Genomic DNA, 21,706 nt, shown 5'->3' on the forward strand with positions numbered 1-21,706 from the left:
ACCTCCCTTCTCCTGCTAAGAAGTTATTATTAAGGCCTTTAAACTATTTTATAGATTCGACTTCCTATCAAATGACCAGTCAAAACTTCCGCTATCTAATCCTGCTTAATAGCAAAAAGTTACTAAGATGAATTTTACTCAGCTTTAATTTAAATTAAGTCGTTTTTATTCATGTATTGACTGAGGTATGATCTATCTCATACAGAAACTTGGTTTTATCTCAGATAATTAGGGTAGCGAATCGCCATGAGTACAGAATTTAAATGTTCAATTAAAAAAATTAGTTTCGATGAAAACTATCAACCAGCAGATAGCACACGTCTTACCACTAACTTTGCAAATTTGGCTCGTGGTGAGCATCGTCAAGAAAACTTACGCAAAACGTTAACTATGATAAATAATCGTTTTAACGCTTTAGCACATTGGGATAATCCAACAGCAGACCGTTATTCTGTGGAAGTTGAAATTATTTCTGCCCATATGGATATTGCTGGCGATGGCAATACTTTCCCTGTCATTGAGACTTTGAAAACAACGATTGTTGATCATAAACATAACAAGCGTATCGATGGTATGATTGGTAATAGTTTCTCCTCTTATGTTCGTGATTATGACTTTAGCGTATTACTGTTAGAACATAGCAATAAAAAATCAGCATCACCAACGCCAGAGCATTTCGGTGATTTACATGGCAAACTGTTTCAGTATTTATTAAATTCTGAAGCATACCAAGCCAACTTTAATAAAAAACCGGTAATCTGCCTCAGTGTATCAACCAGTAAAACCTATAATCGCACTACTAATCAGCATCCGGTATTAGGGGTTGAATACAGACAAGATGACTATTCGTTGACCGATGAGTATTTCCACAAGATGGGCTTAACCGTGCGTTATTTTATGCCTGCCGGTAGTGCGGCCCCTTTAGCGTTTTATTTTTCTGGGGACTTGTTGAGTGATTACACTGATCTTGAGCTGATCAGTGCTATCAGTACTATGGAAACTTTCCAAAAAATCTACCGACCTGAAATTTACAATGCGAACTCTACAGCAGGTCAAGTGTATCAACCTAGTTTGAAGTACCAAGATTATTCACTGACGCAAATTGTGTATGATCGTGAAGAGCGTAGCCAGATGGCGGTTAAGCAGGGGAAATTTACTGAAGAACAGTTTATTAAGCCCTACTTAGCTATTCTTGAGCAATGGGCTGCAAACTATAGTGTTAAAAAATACGCAGCTTAACTAAGCGCAATTCAGCCTAAATCTAGCCAAAATATTAAAGATTTAAATATAAAATTGGATTAACATGAAACTATTATTACCGACATCAACTGCTGGCAGCCTACCGAAACCTTCTTGGCTGGCAGAACCGGAGAAAATTTGGTCACCTTGGGCTTTGGAAGGTGAGCAATTACTTGAAGCCAAACGAGATGCTCTACGAGTATCATTGCAGGAACAACTGCATGCAGGCATTGATATTGTTAGTGATGGCGAGCAGACCCGTCAGCATTTTGTCACCACTTTTATCGAACATCTTGATGGTGTAGATTTTCAACAGCGCAAGACGGTACGAATTCGTAATCGCTATGATGCCAGTGTGCCTTCTGTTGTCGGTGCTGTCAGCCGTCAAAAGCCTGTTTTTGTTGAAGACGCTAAGTTTTTACGTCAGCAAACCAAGCAACCTATTAAATGGGCGCTACCCGGTCCGATGACGATGATCGATACGCTGTATGATGGTCATTATAAAAGCCGAGAAAAACTAGCTTGGGAATTTGCTAAAATTCTCAATCAAGAAGCTAGAGAATTAGAGGCGGCTGGGGTTGATATTATTCAATTCGATGAGCCTGCTTTTAATGTGTTCTTCGATGACGTGAACGACTGGGGTGTTGCCACTTTAGAGCGGGCACTTGAAGGTCTAAAATGTGAAACAGCGGTGCATATTTGCTACGGTTATGGCATTAAAGCTAACACCGATTGGAAAAAGACTCTAGGTTCAGAGTGGCGCCAATATGAGCAAGCATTTCCTAAATTACAACAGTCTAAGATCGACATTATCTCACTCGAATGTCAAAACTCACAGGTACCAATGGATTTGCTGGAATTAATCCGTGGTAAAAAAGTGATGGTCGGGGCTATTGATGTGGCCACCAATAACATTGAGACCCCTGAAGAAGTCGCCAATACTCTGCGAAAAGCACTACAATTCGTTGATGCTGATAAGCTCTATCCTTCAACCAATTGCGGTATGGCACCTTTGTCTCGTCAAGTTGCTCGAGGTAAGCTGAAGGCTTTAAGTGCTGGTGCAGAAATAATTCGTCAAGAACTGACGGCCTAAACGCCCTCTACAGACCAGCTATAGTCAAATTTAGGATTGCAGTAATGATTAAAGATGTGATTGAAGCAACCGATTTTAGAAACGCTATGTCTTCGTTGACGACTGCGGTCAGTGTTGTCACTACCCAAGGCCCATCGGGCGTATACGGCTTTACTGCCTCTGCGGTATGTAGTGTCACAGATAACCCGCCAACTTTGCTGGTCTGTATGAATCACACCTCACGGTCGCATGGTCATTTCGTTGAAAATAAAATTCTAACGGTCAACGTGCTAGGCACACAGCATGAACAGCTATCCAATACATTTGCCTCTAAATTAAGTGTCGATGACCGGTTTAAAGAGGGGTCTTGGACTGAGCTAGCAACAGGTGCTCCTGTTTTAGAAGATGCATTGGTAAGTTTTGATTGTGAGATTGAGCAAATTCAGCAAGTTGGCACTCATAGTATTTTTATCTGTCGAGTTGTCGCCATTAAACAAAGTCAACAAGATGAAAGTTTGGTTTATTTTAATCGTGCTTATCATCAAGTTGGACAAGTGCAATTCTCTTAAGTCAGCACTTAAATCAATTGCCTAGCTATTATCAAATTACTATTAAACTATTCACCCTCAAACTATGAAGTAACTATCCCGTGGAATTAATCATTTTTTTAGCAATAGGTGCTCTGGCAGGATTTGCAGCAGGGCTATTTGGCGTAGGTGGTGGAACCATCATCGTGCCCTTGTTATATATCGTCTTTTCCCAAATGGGTTACAGTGCTGACACTATTATGCATTTGGCTCTAGGTACCTCATTGGCGACTATCGTTGTCACCTCTATCAGCTCCTTAATGGCCCATAATAAAAAGGGTGCTGTTATCTGGCCAGTATTTAAAAATCTGGCACCAGGCATGGCGCTCGGCTGCTTTTTAGGGGCAGGTATTGCTGGATGGCTCTCTGGGGTTCATCTGCAACTGATTGTGGGTCTATTTTTGCTGTGGGTAGCATTTACTATGTTTACTGGTAGCAAAAAGATCATTGATGCTAATAAAGTACTGCCTTCAACGCCTATGCAATTAACTGCAGGCGCTGTTATAGGAATAGCTTCTGCAATTTTTGGTATCGGCGGTGGCAGCTTAACCGTTCCTTATCTCACTCGTTATGGCGTGGTGATGCAAAAAGCGGTTGGTACTTCAGCCGCGTGCGGCCTTCCCATCGCTATAGCTGGCGCTTTAGGCTTTATGATTTTTGGTATGCAGGCCCAAGTGAATGTTCCTAATACTATTGGCTTTGTACATATTTATGCCTTTTTAGGTATTGGTAGCATGAGCTTTTTCACTGCCAAGATTGGTGCAAAAGTGGCTCATATGCTATCCCCACAACTACTAAAAAAATGTTTTGCCGTGTTATTACTCATTGTGGGCTGTTTTTTCCTTTATAAAGGATTGATTTGAGTCTTGCATATCTAAACTGCAAGGCTCAGCAACTAAGCCTACTTAACGGCTAGAATATGTTGCTAATAAAACCCTAAACAAAAAAACTGAGCACAAGGCTCAGTTTTTTATTGTCTTAATTATGATAATTAGCTGAATAAAATCAAAACTAAGGTACTTCTACGGTAATCAACAGCTATGATACAAGCTGCGGCTAGTATTGCAAAAATACTAGCTGTAAGCCAAAGCTTAGAAGTAGCACACTGCTCTATACTTTTATTAACAGGCAGTAATATAACTCTAGTGGCCGAGATGCTGCTCCGATCTCAATTTGAACCACCTTTGAGGGAAATAACCAAATGCTTAATATATTTAAAACTTCAGCTGCAGTTTCAGTTTCAGTTTTTTTAATGCTTAGTGCATGCTCCGATAGTGTGCCAGATACATCCAAAAAGACAGTCTCAGCTGACACAGTTAAAAATGTATCTGAACAAAAAACCATCGTTCAAGCTATGCCTAAATATAAAATTATAAAGGATGAGATTAAGCATAATATCAAACGTACTGTGGAAGTAGAGCTATCATCAAGGACAGATGAAGAGTCTCTCAGAGCTTTAGCAGAAAAAATATATTCCCTTTCAAATGTGAAAGTTAAACGTACTTTTATAGGTTATAGGATTGCTGGTGAGGATAAGAGACAGGCTTTCTGGGCAAAAACGGACTACGATCCAGACATGAAGGTAAATATAATAGGAAAGAATGCAGTTGATTATGAGGTAATCAAGAATACAGTTCTACCTAATGGTGAAATATTAGGGAGTTGGATGGTTGGTGATGGGATTGATTATAAGCTAACTGCATATAACAAAGACGGTAAAACTTACGTACAGATGATAGCTGATGAAGGTGGATCATTAGATAAAGTTTACAAGCAATCTCAATCCAATAAAGGAATAAAACTTAAGTCGGAAGATGAAAGAGACTTAGATTGGTATTACATAATTAATGGAAATGGTGATCTAGAATTCTGGAATGAAGAGCTTGGAAACTACTACACTACAACTCAGAAAGTTTAGTTTTCACCCAGACAAACCTTCAAAAATAGCCGCCTGTCTGCATAAATTAGATTATGATAAATAAAAATGGGAATAAAAAAATCACCGACCCGACAGCTATCTTTTAGTTGATTTTCGGATAAGTAAATCACTGATCTTTTGGAGTTTGAACTTGCATTTCTAATGCTTTTTTCGCAATGACTGATACCATCTCATCATGGAAAGTTACTCAAATAGACGAAGAGAAATAGAAACCATGCAATTACTAAAAAAAATACTCACTAATGGACTGATTGTTTTGAGCTTTTCTTTTGGACTGACCCTATCAGCGACAGCAGCATGATCAAGTTTTGAGGAGATAAAAGTATTAGCGGAAAAGGACGATGCTTGGAGCCAAGGTGTGTTTGGGGTGTACTACGAGAGCGGCACGAGCCTGCGTCAAGACCGCAGCAAGGCACTTGAGTGGCTTAAAAAAGCAGCCAAGCAGAATTTCCTCCCTGCCCAAGGTTATATAGGTTACATGTATGAATACGGAGACGGTGTGCGCCAAAACAAAACGACTGCAAAAGAATGGTATGGCAAGGTTTGTGATAATGGAGATCAGATAGGCTGTGATCTTTATAAAAAACTGAATCAACAAGGCTACTGATTTATTTAATCTAGAAACCTGATGTTGATATTATTCTTGCTATAGAGCAAGTGACAAAAACGAAAAGCCATTAACAGCAAGGGTGACAGCGCTAATTTTGCTTGCAGCAGTGCCGCCCATTTATTTCTGAATAGTTGTTAATTTTCCGTTATCAAAATATAAGCACTGATAGTCATCACAAACCCATTGCTCATACGTGCCGTAAGCCGTAGTGGTAGTCTTTACATAGTTAGGGCTTCTCCAATTAGTCTTATTGTGCACTTGCGTTTTAGTCATGCCAATAGCAGCATCAGGTTTTAATGCCAGCTTTCTTGCGGTCTCGTCATTCTCAGCTCTTTCTGCTCACCGCTTGATTAGCATTTTATCAGACATGCTTAGCTCGCCTAATGCCGTTTTAGTTAATACCACATTGCCTTCGTCATCTAAGTAAATCTTTTGGAATTTTTCTTTTGAGAAAATACCATAAAAATCGTGATGAATACTATTCCCATGGCTGATAGATTTATCTGTCAAAGTATGCAAGGTATTTGTAGGAGTAAATACTACAGCTTGCGATAGATTACTTTCACTAGCAAATGATACGTACGACTGCTTTTCAGCATCGCTAGTCTAAGCGCTCGCATTAACCGCAAGTAGGGAGAATAAAACAGCTGCTAGCATCTTCATTATTATCTCTTATTAGTGATCCAAAATTAATTACAGTGTACCAAAGTAAGCAGAGGCTTAGACTGATAAATCATCATTAATATTGACATGGATCACATTTAAAATAATTCTGCGTAATAACTTTTTCAAGAACTTTAGTCCTGAATTTTACTAATGACAGCCATTAACTCATAGTATTCTAAAGGGAATACCATATAAATTATCTCAGAATTAAAAGGGTTTATCACCATTGATAGTAGCCCGATGCATCACACGATGAGTATTGCTTCCATAATCATTGGTAGCGTAATGCTGCGTTGCTCGATTGTCCCAAAATGCAATATCATTTACTTGCCAATGCCACCTTATAGTAAATTCAGGCTGAGCAATGTGCTGAAATAAAAAGGATAAAATTGCTTTACTCTCACTATCAGTCAATTCGTTAATTTTCATAGTAAAACCTTCATTGACGAATATCAGCTTTTTTCCAGTAGTAGGATGTGTCCTAATGACTGGGTGCACGACACAGGGATTATCGAGTTGAGCTTGTTGCCATTTTTGTAATGCTTCAGGTGTATTACCGAAACGCTCTCTAGAGAATGACTGCATCATATTATGAGTCGCTGTTAATCTTTCTAGTAACGCTTGAAAAAATGGTGAGAGTGCCTCAAAGGCTGCATAGCCACTTGACCACAGCGTATCTCCACCAAATTCTGGTACTTTTTTAGCGGCTAATACACTGCCTAGAGGTGGGGTTTCGACAAAAGTTACATCAGTATGCCAGATAGCATTATCGCGTAAATCAGTTTTTTGATTGTCCAAGATTATAATTTCTGGCTGATTATCCACTTGTGGGTAAATTGGATGAATATGCAGTTCTCCAAACTGCCGAGCAAATGCTACTTGCTGTTTGGGATTAATAGCTTGATTACGAAAGAATAGTACTTGATGAGTCAATAATGCTTGCTCAAGCATTTGTTTAGTTTCATTAGTTAAAGGCTGAGTAAAATCAATGCCTTGCACTACTGCACCAATATTTGGCGACAGTTGCTTAATGGATAATAAGCTTTTTTTAGATAATAAATTAGCTTGTGTGTTCATAGGGGCCTCTATAACCATAATTTTATTATTATATAAATTTTTTCTTATATTAATACTTACCATACCAAGGGGCTAAGTTGTTCTGTACTGTACGCAGTATCATTTCTAATGCAAAAGCAATTATGGCAATCACCATAATCCCCAAAATCACAATATCGGTCGCTAAAAACTGAGCTGCAGACTGAATCATAAAACCTACCCCTTTAGTTGCGGCGATTAGTTCTGCGGCTACTAGAGTTGACCAACCAACGCCAAGACCAATACGAATACCGATTAATATATGCGGTAACGCCGATGGCAATGTCACATGCCACAATAATTGCGAACGACTTGCTCCTAATGAAAGTGCTGCAAATTGTCTGCTTTTATTTACTGTTGATATACCTTGTAAGGTTGAGATGATAATAGGTGCTAAAATCGCTAAGAAAATTAGCATAATCTTGGTAACCTCACCAATACCTAACCAAATTACCAATAAAGGTAAATAAGCCAATGGAGGTATAGGACGGTAGAATTCAAGTAAAGGATCAAATACTGCTTTTATAGTACGATTCGTCCCCATCAATATACCAATTGGAACTCCCACCAAAATAGCAGCAAACAAAGCAACTAATACTCGTCCGAGACTGGCAAAGACATGCTGCCATAGGCTTGCTGACATATACCCATCTGTAGCTATTTTTAGTAGCTGATGCCATACAATAGTTGGGGCTGGTAGAAACAAGCTTGGTACAGCTTCCAATGCTGTCACTGCCCACCAAATAATCCCCATGGTCAAAATGCTTATAGCACCCCAAAAAAGACCGTAATGTCGAATAAATAATTTTTTTTGTATAATTAATTGAGGACTAGAATGAGTAGTCATCACTCGTTTGCTCGCAACAATGGGCGTATGAATTATTCGATTGGTCATATGAGAATTCCTTTTTTATTCCCTTAAAATCGATGCTTTATAAAAAAAAGCTATAGACGACATTCAACGATTTGATTAAACAAGCGTTCTCGCCATGCAATAAACTCACTATCTGACTTAATATCACGAGTATTATGCCCTTTCTGCCAGTTCTCATTAAATTTCGGTCGATAGTGGTGTAGGATTTTCCCATTCCCCATCACCACCAAATCAGTTGCTAAAAACAAGGCTTCTTCGATATCATGTGAGATTAATAATATTTGGCGTTGGCTTTGTTGCCAAATCGTTAATAGTAACTCTTGCATGGACTCACGCATGAATGCATCAAGGGCTGCAAACGGCTCATCGAGTAATAGCATTTTTGCTTTCGAAGCTAATACTCGGGCAATGCCAACACGTTGTTGCATACCTCCTGACAGCTCCCAAACAGAGTGATTAGCAACGTTATCAAGACCAACCCATTGCAGGATTTTTTGCGTATTTTTCTCACAAGTTTTACGTTCAATTCCTGCTAATTTTCCAGCAAAACTAACGTTTTCTGCCACATTTAGCCAAGGAAATAATGCGTGATCTTGAAATACTACGGCTCTATCTATCCCTGATTTAGTAATAGTATTACCATCAAAATTGATGTTGCCACTAGTTGCAGCCACAAAGCCTGCGATAGTATTAAGAAGTGTGCTTTTACCACAGCCTGAAGCTCCCAATACCACACAAAAACTCTGGGCCGGTAATAATAAGTTCAAATTATCCAATGCTAAGGTAGTGTTAGGATACTTTACCGTTAGATTATTAATAACTAATCCACTCATTTTTTATACTCATATAAATTATTTATCAGATTTTTGTCTATTTATTGGGTAGGTATTTATTTGTCACGAACGCCGTATAATTTGGTAACACCTGTTCAATTGTCCCTTGTGCTTTTAAAAACTCTGCAGTTTGACGAATATTATCTGCAAAAGGTTTTTGTAGTAAAGTAATCTGCTCATCAGCTGCTAGATAATGATTACCTGCTAATAAATTGGCAATATCGTTAGGAGTAGAACCCGTTATTCTAGCGATTTTTTGTAAGTTCGATTGGTTAGACACAAACGCTTTTGGATCTTGGCTGTATTTACCTGTGGCATCCGTACTAATTTTAACGAACTGCCTTAAAAACTCAGGATTTTTTTGAGCAAAATCTTTACTTACAACCCAAAGATCGTAGGTTGCACTGCCCCATTCAGCTACTTGTTTTGAACTAACCAATACATGTCCGCTGGTTTTGGCTTTACTCAAAGTCGGCTCCCAAACGTAAGTAGCATCAATATCGCCACGCTCCCATGCAGCGCTGATTTCAGGGGGACGAAGATTGATAATATCGACTTGTGAGACATCTATTTCCCAATGTTTTAACGCAGCAAGTAGACTAAAATGGGTAGTAGATACAAAAGGTACTGCTATTTTCTTACCAATTAAATCTTTAGGTGTTTTGATATTACTACTATTTTTTGCAATCAAACTTTCGGCTTCGCCGATTTCACTAGTGATTAAAAACACTTCTAATGGTACATTTTTAGTTGCTGCTGCTGCGAGTGGACTTGAACCAATGTTGCCAATATCTATGCTACCTGAACTGATTGCCGCAATGACATCTGCACCCGTATCAAATTTACGCCAGTTGATATCACGGTGCGTGACTTTTTCATAAGTTTGATCCGCTTGTGCTACTTTAGATGGGTCAATTCCTGTTTGATAGGCAATATTGACTACTGAAACATCGTTTAAGTCTATATTCTTATTTGATTTTAGCTCGTTAATTCTATCGGAGCTGGGATTTACCTGAGTATATGCATAGCTACCGCCAATAGTCATGACACCTAAAACTACGCCCGCTGTAAAAATTTTATTTTTTTTAGTCATGAATTCCTCTAACTGTCTATTGTTCTATTATAAGAATAGACATTATGAGTAATTTATTCGATTTAACAAAATTAAGTTTACTTGTTAGTAAAGTCCTTATTTGAATAGATATGGTTTTTATATTTCTATATAGTTATAAGAGTAACAGCTAACCAATCCTGCTATATCTAAGAATTCTTAGTACGCAAAATAGCTACTCAAGTAACATTTATTCGGCTAAAAGCAGGTTATGAATCATCCTGCTAATATTTTAATAACATAACCTTTAGTATTAATGTTCTAGAGTTAAAGACTAAACTCTCAACCAAGCCTTACCTAATCCCTAAAATATCTTGCTAATAAAATCCTAAACAAAAAAACTGAGCACAAGGCTCAGTTTTTTTGTTTTTAATGGGGATTATTAGCTAAATAAAGTCTTAGCTTAAAGGGACACCGATACGCTTAGCGACTTCTTCATAGCCTTCAATCACATCACCAAGTGACTGACGGAAGCGGTCTTTATCTAGTTTTTTCTTCGTAACTTTATCCCAAATGCGGCAACCATCTGGCGAGAACTCATCTCCTAACACGATACGATCGTGGAAGACGCCAAACTCTAGTTTGAAATCAACTAGTATCAAATCACCAGCATCAAACAAAGCGGTTAATACTTGATTCACTTGATGGCTTAATTCTTTCATTTTCGCTAGTTGTGCGTCAGTTGCCCAGCCAAGAGAGATAGAAATTGACTCATTAACCATCGGATCACCAAGGCCATCATCTTTATAGAACAGCTCATAAGTAGGTGGTGTAAGCTCTTGGCCTTCTTCTAAACCTAGACGACGTACCAAACTACCAGCAGCAAAGTTACGCACTACACACTCAACTGGAATCATCTCCAAACGCTTGACCAACACTTCGTCGTCAGACAGCTGCTTTTCAAAATGGGTTTCGATACCAGCATCAGCCAGTTTTTGCATAATAAAAGCATTGAAACGGTTGTTGACTACGCCTTTGCGCGCTAACTGTTCGATACGTTTACCATCAAGCGCTGAGGTATCATCACGGAAGTGTAAAATCAGTAGATCATTGTCTTCGGTTTCATAAACAGATTTAGCTTTACCTTTATACAGCAGTTTTTGTCTTTGCATTACAAGTATCCTTTTCACTCAAGCTGGCATAATAAACAATAATGTTGGTGGCGGCTATTAATTAGCAGTAGGCACGGCACGCTCAGGTTTTGGTAATTGGTATTGTTTACCGGCATCATTCTGTAAAGTCAAAGTATTAGCACCGACATTTGGCGTGGAATATAAAGGCACAAAAGGCGCAGTTTGTTGATCAGCAGGCAATTGTAATGGGGTAAGCTTTTGGCTTTTTTGATACTCTAAACTACCGTTATCACGTTTACCAATAAAGCCTTTTGTGGCTTGGCAGCCACTCAAAACTAAGGTGCTGCCCATAACTACTGTTAGCATAATAGGAAGCATTTTTCGGGTGGCGAATGACGTTTTCATCATAATATCTCTATATTATCCTACGAAGTTAGCTATCGACGCCTATATAGACGCTGAGCTTGACTGTTATTCTATAGCTGTGAACTTAGTGACTGGTAGCAGCTTCTATAGCAACCTTGCTTTTATCAAAGCATTATCGATAGTCGCGTGATGCTCATCAGCTAACCAAACTAGGGGTAGACGAATACCTTTGTCTATCATGCTCATTTTATATAGAGCGTATTTGACTGGTATAGGACTAGATTCGATAAACAAATCGCGATGCAGATGCTTAATCACATCGTGCGCAGTGTTTGCCGCAGTAAAATCACCACGTAATGCTGCACTAAAGCTCTCGCTCATGGCTTTTGGCGCTACGTTAGCAGTTACTGAAATATTACCTTTACTACCAAATTTTATCAGCTCTAGCGCCGTACTGTCGTCGCCAGATAATACTACTAGTCTGTCACCGACTGCTTGAATAAGCTGTTCACCACGAGTAAGAGAGCCAGTGGCGTCTTTAATCGATACAATATTATCAATATCAGCCAAACGCTCAACAGTTTCTTGAGCGATATCAACGATGGTACGACCGGGAACATTATAAAGCATTTGTGGCATATCAACAGCGGCCGCAATAGCCTTATAGTGTTGATATAAGCCTTCTTGTGGTGGCTTGTTATAATAAGGAGCTACCAGTAGTGCACAGTCTGCGCCCGCGTCTTTGGCATCTTGCGTCAGTTTGATGGCCTCAGTAGTGTTATTAGCACCTGTACCGGCTATGACTGGTACGCGTCCCTTTACATGCTGCACAAAATAGCGAATCACGGCGCTGTGCTCTTGCATGGATAAAGTCGCTGATTCACCTGTCGTTCCCACTGCCACTAAGCAATGCGTACCTTGCTCAATTTGCCAATCTATGAGATCTGCCAGACGCTTGTAATCTACCGTGCCGTCAGGGTTCATGGGCGTTACCAAAGCTACCATTGAGCCTTGAAGTCGGGTTTTTATCTCGTCGTATGCTGTGCTCATAACCATGCCTTACTGTATTATCCTAGCTTTTGTAAAAGCTATCACCTGATAGGTAGTGGACAAGGAATTCCTCCTTGCATAATAGTCGTCTTGCTCACTAGTGGTTTTATTTACTAGTCGTCTTTGTAATAGACAGTGCTGGCTTATAGGCTATGAGACCCTAGCCATGCCAGCAGTCTATATAGTGCTATAAACGTCCGATAGTGTAGCATATTTTAATTTGGTCGCTATCTTCAATTGTGTGTTAAGCAAACGTTAATAACTCAAAAAATTTTATCATATATAAAAATATTCAATTAATGCGCTTACTACCCTACTCGATGCGTAAGCCAATAATAGCTGGAATTCCTTGGCGAATGACCTCTATAGTGACTACGCCTTTTTTGGGTAATGAGGAGATGGCGCTGTTAAAGTCAGTGACTTTAGCAATAGGTTTTTGATATAGCTTAGTGATCACATCTCCAGCAAATATTCCTGAGCGCGCGGCAAGACCAGTCGGATCAGTAGCCGTCACTAATACACCCATTTTTTCATCAGCGGTTAGCTCTAACTGCTCATCAGCAGTCAAATTGCGCAAGCGCAGACCCAAGCGCACCACATTGTCTTGCTGCTCAATACCTTCACCTTGTACCCCTTCTGGAGTATCGCTCAGCTTTCCGCTTATAGATAGTGATTTACCATCACGCTGTACTTGTGCTCGAAAAGTATCATTAGGTCGAGCTCGATTAATCAAATTCAATAAATCTGACGCCCGCATAATCTCGGTATCATTATATTGTAAAATAATATCACCGGTTTTAAGCCCTGATTTTTGAGCGGGTGAATTAGGCGATACTCGAGTTAACAACGCTCCTTGGGGCCGCGCAAGCTTATAGACTTCTGCCAGATTACGATCGATATCTTGTGGATAAATACCTAAATAAGCACGCTGTACTGCCCCATTAGTTTTGAGCTGCTCATAAATATCCATAGCGGCATCAATCGGGATTGAAAACGACAAGCCCATATAACCGCCCGTACCACTAAAGATACGGGAGTTAATGCCTATAACTTCACCACCCTGATTGAATAAAGGTCCACCTGAGTTACCTGGATTCAGCGCCACATCCGTCTGAATAAAAGGCACACTCGTCTCTCTTGAAAAGCTGCGTGATTTGGCACTAACGATGCCAGCAGAAGCAGAATAATCAAAACCAAAAGGTGAGCCTATAGCTAATACTGGCTCGCCAACTTTCAATCCAGTCGAGTCGCCAATAGGTAGTGATGGAAAATTAGAACCTACCACTTTGAGTACTGCCACATCTGAGCGTTCATCACTACCTATCAACTTTGCATCTAGCTCAGTGCGATCATTGAGGGTCACAGTGATTTTGTCCGCGCCTTCGATCACATGATGATTGGTCAGCATGTAGCCATCTGCCGTTACAAAAAATGCGGTGCCGTAAGCATGTTCGATAGCTGGTTTAGTAGCCTGTTCAGGGATCTGTATTCGATCGCCAAAGAATTGCCGTAATAACTCTGCGGTCTGCGCTTTTGCCAGCTCTGACTCACTAACCGTCTTAGTGACATTGACTCGTGCTACTCCAGGCGTGACTTGCTGCACTAGACCTGAGAAGTCAGCAGTAGTAACTGCCGCTTGTACATTAGTCGCTGTCGCTATAGTTATGCCTGTAGTCATCGTTATGGCGATAGCAACTGTCAGCGCACTGCGAGTTAACCGATAGCTCAAATTACGAGGGCTGCTTTTAGAGTGCATATTCTTTTCCTTAGGCGGTATTTTGACTTGTCTACAGCTGCTTATCTACTAGTAACTATCGATTAGTACCAGCTCATTAACGAAATTGATACTCTACTATTTGCTAGTATTATGCCGGATAAATTAAGCTATGGCTATGCTCATCCTTTACGCCAAGAGCTATTGCTAGCATGGTCATGACAATATGAGTAGGGTAATCTAACTTATCATCCACTGGTAGACATGCCTGACGCAAGTAAAATAAAATCATGCTATGATAATAAGTTAAAAACCTTATTTAACCAACAAAAGTTAATAAATAATGCTGTTCTGGCTGGCTATAATTGACCAATAATAAAACCAGCCCACTAAATTACTATAGCCATCCAGTGCTTTAAGTTACTAGCGCTTAACTTGCTTTTACTCACCCCATTAGCAAGCGCTCGTTGATACAGATTATCCCTGTTTACTTCTAGAAGCTGTTTACCTTTAGATACTATTGTTGCTGCTATAAATAGCTAGTGGTAATCATTTTACTTTTTACCCTTGTTCATCGTCTTTTATCATCAATGAAGGTAAAAGTAATCAGCAATAGCTAACCATTGATGCTAAATGCTGACTACAACAACTAGTGAAATACGTAGCCCAAAAAGCTTATAAAAGGATTGATTTATGGATACTGCTCTACTGCTATCCGGTGTGGTGGCGATAGGCATTGCGGCCCAATGGTTAGCTTGGTACTTAAAGCAACCGTCCATCTTGTTTTTATTACTGATTGGTATTGTCGTTGGCCCTATATTGGGTGTTTTTGACCCTGACTTGGTATTAGGTGAGCTGATGTTCCCTTTTATCTCTTTGGGGGTAGCGATTATTTTATTTGAGGGCTCACTAACTTTAGAGTTCGATGAGATTAAGCAACACGGTACGGTAGTACAGATGTTAGTGTCCGTCGGGGTACTCATCACTATCGCTATCGTGGCTTTGTCGACTTATTTACTGTTCGATGTTGACCCCTTAATAGCTCTATTATTCGGCGCCCTAGTATGTGTGACTGGTCCTACTGTGATCATGCCACTACTACGCAGTGTACGTCCGAACAAGACCATCTCTAATATCTTAAAATGGGAAGGTATCATCATTGACCCTATCGGCGCTATTGCGGTGGTATTGGTCTATGAATATATCATCTCTGGTGGCGAGGCTAGTAGTATTCTACTGTTCGCTAAAATTGTGGTATTAGCAACCCTATTGGGTCTGGCTGGGGCTTGGGCGCTAGCTTTTTTAATGCGCAAGCATATGATTCCTGAGTTTTTGCGCAATGTCTTCACTTTAGCTTTCGTACTATTATTGTTCTCTATCTCCAACCATTTAGAGCACGAATCCGGCCTATTAACTGTCACTGTATTGGGAGTAGCTCTAGCCAACTGGCCTAAATTCCCTCGTGATACTATCTTAGAGTTCAATGAATCGTTAACCATCCTACTGATATCGGTATTGTTCATTATTTTGGCAGCGCGTGTTGAGCTAGCCAGCTTAATAAGTGTCGGTTTTGCCGGCTTAGTATTGCTGGCTATCGTCATGTTTGTAGCGCGTCCACTGTCGGTTTGGGCCTCCTCTATTGGCTCTAATCTAAAAACCAGCGAAAAACTAATGATTAGCTGGATTGGGCCACGGGGTATCGTCGCTGCTGCTATATCATCCTTATTCGCTATTCGCCTACAAGAGTACGATATTCAAGGGGTTGAGCTGCTAGTTCCCTTAGTATTTATGGTCATTATCGGTACAGTAATGATTCAAGGCTTAGGGGCCAAGGTAGTGGGTAACTTGCTGGGTGTACGTGAACCTGAGACTAACGGTATTCTGGTTGTCGGCTCTAATCCAGTAGCGTTATTGATAGCAACTTCTCTAAAAGAACAAGGCTTCGATGTCATCGTTGCCCATAATAACTACACCAATATTGCCCGTGCTCGGATGAGTGGCTTGCGTACTTATTTCGGTAATCCTATCTCTGATCATGCTGACCATCATCTCGACCTTATCGGTATTGGCCATCTGTTCGCCATGAGCATGGATAAAGAGATGAACACTTTGTCTGAGATTCATTATCGTCACGAATTCGGTGAGCGTAAACTTTATCGTCTTAAATTCAGTGATGAAAAAGTCAGAAGTGAGCGTGATGATAAGCAGTCTAACTTCTCTTCGCAGTGGATGTTTGGCAAAGATGTCACTTATACTAAGCTTGCCAGCATGTTATCTAGAAAAGCTAGAATTAAGATTACCAATCTTACCGATAGCTATAGTTTTGAGCAATATAAAGCAGATAATAAGCAATTTGTCCCGCTTTATACTATTGATAAAGAAGGCAAACTGCATGTCATTACTGACAATTTTGACGGTACAGTTGCACGTGATCGCAAGCTTATTGCTTTAGTGGTTGAGGATGAAGTACAGCCAAAACCCGTAGATGTTACCGCCAAGCAAGAGCAAGCGCGAGTAAATGCTGATGCTCATTTTGAAGCCAACTCTAAAGCCCCAGAAAAACGCAAAGAAGTTGAGATAATAGATGATGGCTTGGATCAAGTCTCTATAGATGGCTCTGCTACAATCGCTGATGGGGCGAAAGTTGACATCAAAAGTGATCAAACCCTACAAGCTTTAACAGCAGCGGACGCCGCTAACGCCAAAGCCGTTGCTATCACTGATGCCACAGCGGCTAAAAACAGTATGACTGCAAGCGAGGTACACACTAAAGCTAAGCCCATCATCAATCCTAATAGCAATGGTAGCGGTAGTGCACCGAAGACCAAAAGCGGTTCACTTGATCCTAATCGTTTGCCAGATAGTGATAGCGATAAGACAGCTAGTAATGCTAACAACGATATTAAAAATGAGGTTAAAGTCAATTCGGATAGCTCAAACCAGCTAAAAGGTGGTCCTGCAAGTTAAGGCAAGTGATAGCTTTAAACATTAAAAAACCCCAGCTCATTCATTCAAATGAGCTGGGGTTTTTTAATGCAGCGATTATGGCTAGGCTAATAGCTATTTTTTACAATTACAGCTTTTATAGTTATAAATTTTATTACTAGTTAACAGCGAATCTCTGACTAACTACTTGCCAAATACGGGTACTCACTTCAGTAGTACTGCCTACAGCATCAATGCGCTCGATACGCTGTGGATGTTGTTCAGCAACAGCAGTAAAGCCCTGATATATACGCAGAAAAAACTCTGTGGCTTGCTGCTCAAACCTATCGGCGGCACTGCGCTTACCGGCCCGCGCCATTCCTTCTAATACGGGTAGATCAAGCCATAAAGTCAGCTCAGGTAATTGCGGAATAAACTGAGCTATCAACCCTTCAATCTTAGATAGCACTGCTGCATCACCGTGGGCACGGCCATAACCTTGATAGGCGATAGTGGAGTCAGTAAAGCGATCACAAATCACCCAAGTACCTTGTTGCAGAGCAGGCAAAATAATTTGTTGTAAGTGATCACAACGAGCAGCGAACAATAGCAACAGCTCAGTGTCATCGTTGATCTCAGTAGTAGGGTCGAGCAAAATAGCCCTCAGACGCTCAGCGAACGGACTACCGCCCGGCTCACGAGTCCTTAGATAGTCGATGCCACTATACTGTAATCGCGCACATAAGGTTTCGATAGCGGTGGTCTTGCCCACACCTTCTGTACCTTCAAAGCTAATAAAACGCCCTACTTTAGGGATGGTGCTATCAGTGTTATCCGACACCGCAGTAGCTATAACTGCTGACATAAATACCGCCTCGTAGTACATATAACGGCTAAACATAGGCACTACTACGCATTCTATGGGCAGTAGTATCGATGTCTAGCTCAGATAAAATTATGCTAAAACTTATAGCTAATACTCAGTTATTTTTAGCAGTGAATGATTACTCTATCAGTAAACTATTACTCACTAAGCTGAGTAGGTGCGGTTTGTGATTTTTTCTGACGCATCACTTGCAGGTACTCTTTTACCGCTTTGTTATGCTCAGCCAAGCTACTAGTAAATTTATGGCCACCATTACCAGTAGCTACAAAATATAAAGCTTCGCTATCGGCAGGGTGCAAAGTGGCTTCTATAGAAGCAGCTGATGGCAAGGCAATCGGCGTTGGCGGCAGTCCATCAATCTGATAAGTATTATAAGAGGTCTTTTCATTAATATCAGCTCTACGAATATTACCTTGGTAACGGCTACCCATACCATAAATAATAGTAGGGTCAGTCTGCATACGCATACCTTGGTTTAAGCGGTTATTAAACACTGCTGAAACTAAAGGACGCTCACTAGCAACGCTAGTCTCTTTTTCGATGATAGAGGCCATTACTAGTGCTTCATAAGGACTATTATAAGGCAAGTTTGGTGCCCGATTTTCCCATGCGGTAGTCAATGCTTGCTGCTGACGTTTATATAGATCGGTGAGTACTTGCTTGTCAGTTGCGCCCTCAGCATAATAATAAGTGTCAGGAGTAAACCAACCTTCGAGGTTATAACGGACAATAGGATCGCTGCTATTAGTCACTGAATCCGGCAATATACCAGTCAGCTCTAATGCTTGTGCAATACTAGCATTATCGGCGTCAGCAGTTAAAACTTCTTTGGTGATACCGTCATTATCACGCAAGCTCTTATACAAATCCTTTGAAGTCTTACCTTCGATAATCTGTACTTTTACCATGGCCACTTTCGCGCCTTGCCCTAATATTTGCAGCGCTTCAGCGATAGTAGGGTTCTCAGGCAACGGATAAATGCCAGCATGAAGTGGTGCGTCGATTTGTGACTTGATATATAACTTAGCAATACTGACCGAAAACAGCGGAATCTGCTCTTGCCACTGCGATAGCAGACCATAATAAGTATCGCCTTTCTCAATAGATACTTTTTTCTCAGGTTGGCTTATACGGCCAAACAAGGTTTGATAAACCATCACTAATAAGAAAGCCGCAATAAGTCCTAATACTAGCAATATCTGGTAGCCACGCTGCATAAAGAACGACGGGTTGTCTTTTTTGTAACGCCGAGGGAGACTAGCGCCGCTAATTAACGATACATCAGTCACTGGTGCTGGCGCCGAAGCCACACGCTTGTCATTAATCGCTGTCGGTTCTGGGTCTAGCGCTGCATTAATTGGCTTAATACTATTAGAGTCGACGCTAATAGACTCAATGTCTGTAGGCTCAGTAATAGCAAGGTCTTGATTGTTTGACGGGATGTCATTAGCTTGATTATCAGATGTATCAGGTGTCGGCTTACTCATGGCAACTCACAGGGCAGAAGTTTTGCTAGAATTTAGCACTGAAATGCTTACTTTTCAATATTATTTACTTAGTATAGGCTTTAACTGAAGATTTGGCAGCGAATATCTGCTCAAATTAAGTTCATCATTGAGCGCAAAAATCTATATTAATATAAACATAGTTTGGCAAACTGCTTGTTATTTATTATCTGTGCCAAAAACCTATAAGTACCACGGTCAAATGTTCAACACGCCCTAAATATAATCTCTCTCAAGAGAAAAACATTTCATTTAGAAACTAATAACCTCGCCGCTCAACAAAGTAAGCGCTGACACTGGCATCACTCCACGTACCGCATTGCAGAAGAACAGCTGTGACAGTTGGGGTAAGTCGTTATCTGTTAGAGGACGAATGATGACCGGTGTAGTAGTCACTGTTAGCGCATCGATTATTACTTGGCGCATGACTCCAGCGACACCGGACTGGCTCATAGAAGGCGTATACCATTGGCCAGTAGTTAGATAGTCGCAAGGTTTTGCCCTATCATGCTTATCATTAACGACACTGCAATAGGTTTGTGCTCGGTCGGCTACTGCAGCTTCAGTCAACTGATAGAAGACATTGCTCATAGTGCCTTCGACCCAACTGCCTGTCATATCACGTAGCAGCCCCTCTCCTATAGCATCGCCATTTGCTACTACTCTAGTATTTTTGAGAGTTTGTAACTCACCACTTGCCAGCACATTGTCGAGCCGATTTAGACTTTTGAGGCCTGCTAAAGTTGATGGTAAGCAAGCAAGCTGTGAGGTTAGACAGCAAGCTTGAGTCATCAGCTGTATCAATAGCGAACGTCCATCAGGCAAGCTTAGCTGTTCAGTAATAACCTTAGTCATCGACGTAGCTTTAAGCCAAATCTCACAGGCACTGCCCGACTCACTAGTCCTAAACGCATAACCACGTAATGCTTGCTCAGCACGAGTAATGATAAGCTTGAGCATCCCTTGTTGCAGCTGTTGAGCTTGCGCCTGTAGCTCAATTAATAGTTTGTCGCTATCGATATCGAGCTGTAGGGCTTGAGCATGAGAGATGAGTCGTTGCTGATGATAGTCTAACCATAATATAGTGCCATCAATCACTGCCATAGTAGTGAAAAAACCATCACCATAGGCCAACCCACGATTATTAGGCGTCAGCACTGTGTGTCCAGTATTAGGCTGGGACGATAACGCTGACCATAAGCTGTATTTATCTGATATCATTGATAATATGACTTAAAGAATGAGGATTAGTACAACTGTTGACGCGATTATTAGCACAGGCATTATGGCTGTTGCTAACTACTTCGCTAGCCCTTGCATTGGTATAGCGACTTGATTTGATTAGCAAGCTTAAGTGCTGGCACCGGCTTTACTAAGTATTAGCATACAGCTGTAAAACTCACATTTAGCCAGCTCTATTTTTTGGCTACCTATAGTCTGATTTTTGATGATTTGACCATTTAGCATGTCTGCTAGCAGTTTACCGCCTTCGTCACCCATCAACTGGCGCGCTACTTTATAAGCCTTTTTGGCATGAGATTTACTTTGCTGTTTTTCTTCATCAGAGTCAGTAGGATTGGCATAGTACCAACCTAGCTCCAAATACTTTTGGGAGTCAATGACATCTAAATAAGGCGATTTGGTAGTCATAAAGCGATATTTAGTCGCCGGATTACTAGCATAGTCTAAGCTATTCTCATCCTTGCTCACCACTTTGCCAAAGGTGGCGTTAATGTCGTCTAATGCATCGATTTGAATCGGTTTTACACTGCCCTTGTTCCAACTAGCCAAATCGTAGCTGACGGGTACCCCTTGCTCAGTAACTGCACCATCTAAGTCGCTTTGCGCTACAGTGCTATCTGATGTGGCCTTTTCAGATGCTGGTGCATCACCACTAATAGTAGCAGCCACATCTTCTGCAGTGTTTTTCTTATCACTGTTACAGGCGCTTAATGATAGGCTAGCTACCATAGTCACGCCAATCATAAATGTCTGTAGGGGTTTATTCCACATGGGCAGTTTACTCACATTTTTAGGTTTATCGCAAAATTGTATTAGCAAAAACAGTAATGTATTAGCAGTTGATATCGCTAACTGCTGCAATAAGTACGCCATCGCTGTGGTCGAATGTTCAACACGCCCTAGTATTAATAGTTATAGA

The 21,706-nt window shown here is 40.7% G+C and carries 19 protein-coding genes; 7 read left to right on the top strand and 12 right to left on the bottom strand.

Features of this window, described 5'->3' with window-relative positions; translation table 11 throughout:
* Positions 1 to 246: 246 nt before the first annotated feature.
* The 6 genes from KPY62_RS07525 (at position 247) to KPY62_RS13970 (ending at position 5,444) form a co-directional block, all read left to right on the top strand.
* The gene (locus KPY62_RS07525) at positions 247 to 1,239 is read left to right on the top strand and encodes a DUF1852 domain-containing protein (protein ID WP_216581454.1); all 993 of its coding nucleotides are present in this window, start codon (positions 247 to 249) and stop codon (positions 1,237 to 1,239) included.
* A gap of 64 nt (positions 1,240 to 1,303) precedes the next feature.
* Positions 1,304 to 2,332, top strand: a complete 1,029-nt coding sequence (locus KPY62_RS07530) for a methionine synthase (RefSeq protein ID WP_216581455.1) — start codon at positions 1,304 to 1,306, stop codon at positions 2,330 to 2,332.
* A gap of 56 nt (positions 2,333 to 2,388) precedes the next feature.
* Positions 2,389 to 2,880 (top strand): flavin reductase, encoded by a 492-nt coding sequence (locus KPY62_RS07535; RefSeq protein ID WP_216583231.1) that lies wholly within the window; start codon positions 2,389 to 2,391, stop codon positions 2,878 to 2,880.
* An 80-nt stretch (positions 2,881 to 2,960) separates the two neighbouring features.
* Complete coding sequence (locus KPY62_RS07540) at positions 2,961 to 3,761, top strand: sulfite exporter TauE/SafE family protein (protein ID WP_201621635.1); 801 nt, start codon at positions 2,961 to 2,963, stop codon at positions 3,759 to 3,761.
* A 338-nt stretch (positions 3,762 to 4,099) separates the two neighbouring features.
* A complete protein-coding gene (locus KPY62_RS07545) occupies positions 4,100 to 4,816 on the top strand; it encodes a hypothetical protein (RefSeq protein WP_216581456.1) in 717 nt (238 codons plus the stop codon).
* Positions 4,817 to 5,204: 388 nt separating this feature from the next.
* On the top strand, positions 5,205 to 5,444 hold the full coding sequence (locus KPY62_RS13970; protein ID WP_216581457.1) for a tetratricopeptide repeat protein: 240 nt from the start codon (positions 5,205 to 5,207) through the stop codon (positions 5,442 to 5,444).
* An 876-nt stretch (positions 5,445 to 6,320) separates the two neighbouring features.
* Here the strand turns inward: KPY62_RS13970 and tauD are convergent.
* The 8 genes from tauD to KPY62_RS07590 all read right to left on the bottom strand — a co-directional run bounded on the left by tauD (position 6,321) and on the right by KPY62_RS07590 (position 14,193).
* Positions 6,321 to 7,190, bottom strand: a complete 870-nt coding sequence (tauD, locus tag KPY62_RS07555) for a taurine dioxygenase (protein WP_216581458.1) — start codon at positions 7,188 to 7,190, stop codon at positions 6,321 to 6,323.
* Between the two features lie 49 nt (positions 7,191 to 7,239).
* The gene (gene tauC, locus KPY62_RS07560) at positions 7,240 to 8,055 is read right to left on the bottom strand and encodes a taurine ABC transporter permease TauC (protein WP_267459619.1); all 816 of its coding nucleotides are present in this window, start codon (positions 8,053 to 8,055) and stop codon (positions 7,240 to 7,242) included.
* A 98-nt stretch (positions 8,056 to 8,153) separates the two neighbouring features.
* On the bottom strand, positions 8,154 to 8,915 hold the full coding sequence (locus KPY62_RS07565; RefSeq protein ID WP_216581460.1) for an ATP-binding cassette domain-containing protein: 762 nt from the start codon (positions 8,913 to 8,915) through the stop codon (positions 8,154 to 8,156).
* 37 nt (positions 8,916 to 8,952) lie between these two features.
* A complete protein-coding gene (tauA, locus tag KPY62_RS07570) occupies positions 8,953 to 9,960 on the bottom strand; it encodes a taurine ABC transporter substrate-binding protein (protein WP_216583233.1) in 1,008 nt (335 codons plus the stop codon).
* A 464-nt stretch (positions 9,961 to 10,424) separates the two neighbouring features.
* A complete protein-coding gene (gene purC, locus KPY62_RS07575; protein ID WP_216581461.1) occupies positions 10,425 to 11,138 on the bottom strand; it encodes a phosphoribosylaminoimidazolesuccinocarboxamide synthase in 714 nt (237 codons plus the stop codon).
* A 57-nt stretch (positions 11,139 to 11,195) separates the two neighbouring features.
* Complete coding sequence (locus KPY62_RS07580) at positions 11,196 to 11,507, bottom strand: hypothetical protein (protein WP_216581462.1); 312 nt, start codon at positions 11,505 to 11,507, stop codon at positions 11,196 to 11,198.
* A gap of 102 nt (positions 11,508 to 11,609) precedes the next feature.
* Complete coding sequence (dapA, locus tag KPY62_RS07585; RefSeq protein ID WP_216581463.1) at positions 11,610 to 12,515, bottom strand: 4-hydroxy-tetrahydrodipicolinate synthase; 906 nt, start codon at positions 12,513 to 12,515, stop codon at positions 11,610 to 11,612.
* Between the two features lie 313 nt (positions 12,516 to 12,828).
* Positions 12,829 to 14,193 (bottom strand): Do family serine endopeptidase, encoded by a 1,365-nt coding sequence (locus KPY62_RS07590; RefSeq protein WP_228730753.1) that lies wholly within the window; start codon positions 14,191 to 14,193, stop codon positions 12,829 to 12,831.
* Positions 14,194 to 14,922: 729 nt separating this feature from the next.
* Here KPY62_RS07590 and KPY62_RS07595 point away from each other — a divergent pair.
* Entirely contained in the window at positions 14,923 to 17,196 is a 2,274-nt protein-coding gene (locus KPY62_RS07595; RefSeq protein ID WP_216581465.1) for a cation:proton antiporter, read from the top strand.
* Between the two features lie 136 nt (positions 17,197 to 17,332).
* On the opposite strand, the gene tmk is transcribed toward KPY62_RS07595, so the two are convergent.
* The 4 genes from tmk to KPY62_RS07615 all read right to left on the bottom strand — a co-directional run bounded on the left by tmk (position 17,333) and on the right by KPY62_RS07615 (position 21,558).
* Complete coding sequence (gene tmk, locus KPY62_RS07600) at positions 17,333 to 18,019, bottom strand: dTMP kinase (RefSeq protein WP_216581466.1); 687 nt, start codon at positions 18,017 to 18,019, stop codon at positions 17,333 to 17,335.
* 158 nt (positions 18,020 to 18,177) lie between these two features.
* Positions 18,178 to 19,527, bottom strand: coding sequence for an endolytic transglycosylase MltG (mltG, locus tag KPY62_RS07605; protein ID WP_216581467.1), 1,350 nt, complete (start codon positions 19,525 to 19,527; stop codon positions 18,178 to 18,180).
* Between the two features lie 270 nt (positions 19,528 to 19,797).
* A complete protein-coding gene (locus tag KPY62_RS07610; protein ID WP_216581468.1) occupies positions 19,798 to 20,766 on the bottom strand; it encodes an aminotransferase class IV in 969 nt (322 codons plus the stop codon).
* A 129-nt stretch (positions 20,767 to 20,895) separates the two neighbouring features.
* Entirely contained in the window at positions 20,896 to 21,558 is a 663-nt protein-coding gene (locus tag KPY62_RS07615) for a hypothetical protein (protein WP_216581469.1), read from the bottom strand.
* Positions 21,559 to 21,706 lie beyond the last annotated feature (148 nt).

The organism is Psychrobacter sp. TAE2020 (assembly GCF_018919485.1).
GTDB lineage: Bacteria > Pseudomonadota > Gammaproteobacteria > Pseudomonadales > Moraxellaceae > Psychrobacter.

Coding starts and splice junctions, on each gene's coding strand:
- KPY62_RS07525 (WP_216581454.1), top strand. CDS start 247: ATGAGTACAGAATTTAAATGTTCAATTAAAAAAATTAGTTTCGATGAA.
- KPY62_RS07530 (WP_216581455.1), top strand. CDS start 1,304: ATGAAACTATTATTACCGACATCAACTGCTGGCAGCCTACCGAAACCT.
- KPY62_RS07545 (WP_216581456.1), top strand. CDS start 4,100: ATGCTTAATATATTTAAAACTTCAGCTGCAGTTTCAGTTTCAGTTTTT.
- tauD (WP_216581458.1), bottom strand. CDS start 7,190: ATGAACACACAAGCTAATTTATTATCTAAAAAAAGCTTATTATCCATT.
- tauC (WP_267459619.1), bottom strand. CDS start 8,055: ATGACTACTCATTCTAGTCCTCAATTAATTATACAAAAAAAATTATTT.
- KPY62_RS07565 (WP_216581460.1), bottom strand. CDS start 8,915: ATGAGTGGATTAGTTATTAATAATCTAACGGTAAAGTATCCTAACACT.
- tauA (WP_216583233.1), bottom strand. CDS start 9,960: ATGACTATTGGCGGTAGCTATGCATATACTCAGGTAAATCCCAGCTCC.
- purC (WP_216581461.1), bottom strand. CDS start 11,138: ATGCAAAGACAAAAACTGCTGTATAAAGGTAAAGCTAAATCTGTTTAT.
- KPY62_RS07580 (WP_216581462.1), bottom strand. CDS start 11,507: ATGATGAAAACGTCATTCGCCACCCGAAAAATGCTTCCTATTATGCTA.
- dapA (WP_216581463.1), bottom strand. CDS start 12,515: ATGAGCACAGCATACGACGAGATAAAAACCCGACTTCAAGGCTCAATG.
- KPY62_RS07590 (WP_228730753.1), bottom strand. CDS start 14,193: ATGACTACAGGCATAACTATAGCGACAGCGACTAATGTACAAGCGGCA.
- KPY62_RS07595 (WP_216581465.1), top strand. CDS start 14,923: ATGGATACTGCTCTACTGCTATCCGGTGTGGTGGCGATAGGCATTGCG.
- tmk (WP_216581466.1), bottom strand. CDS start 18,019: ATGTCAGCAGTTATAGCTACTGCGGTGTCGGATAACACTGATAGCACC.
- mltG (WP_216581467.1), bottom strand. CDS start 19,527: ATGAGTAAGCCGACACCTGATACATCTGATAATCAAGCTAATGACATC.
- KPY62_RS07610 (WP_216581468.1), bottom strand. CDS start 20,766: ATGATATCAGATAAATACAGCTTATGGTCAGCGTTATCGTCCCAGCCT.
- KPY62_RS07615 (WP_216581469.1), bottom strand. CDS start 21,558: ATGTGGAATAAACCCCTACAGACATTTATGATTGGCGTGACTATGGTA.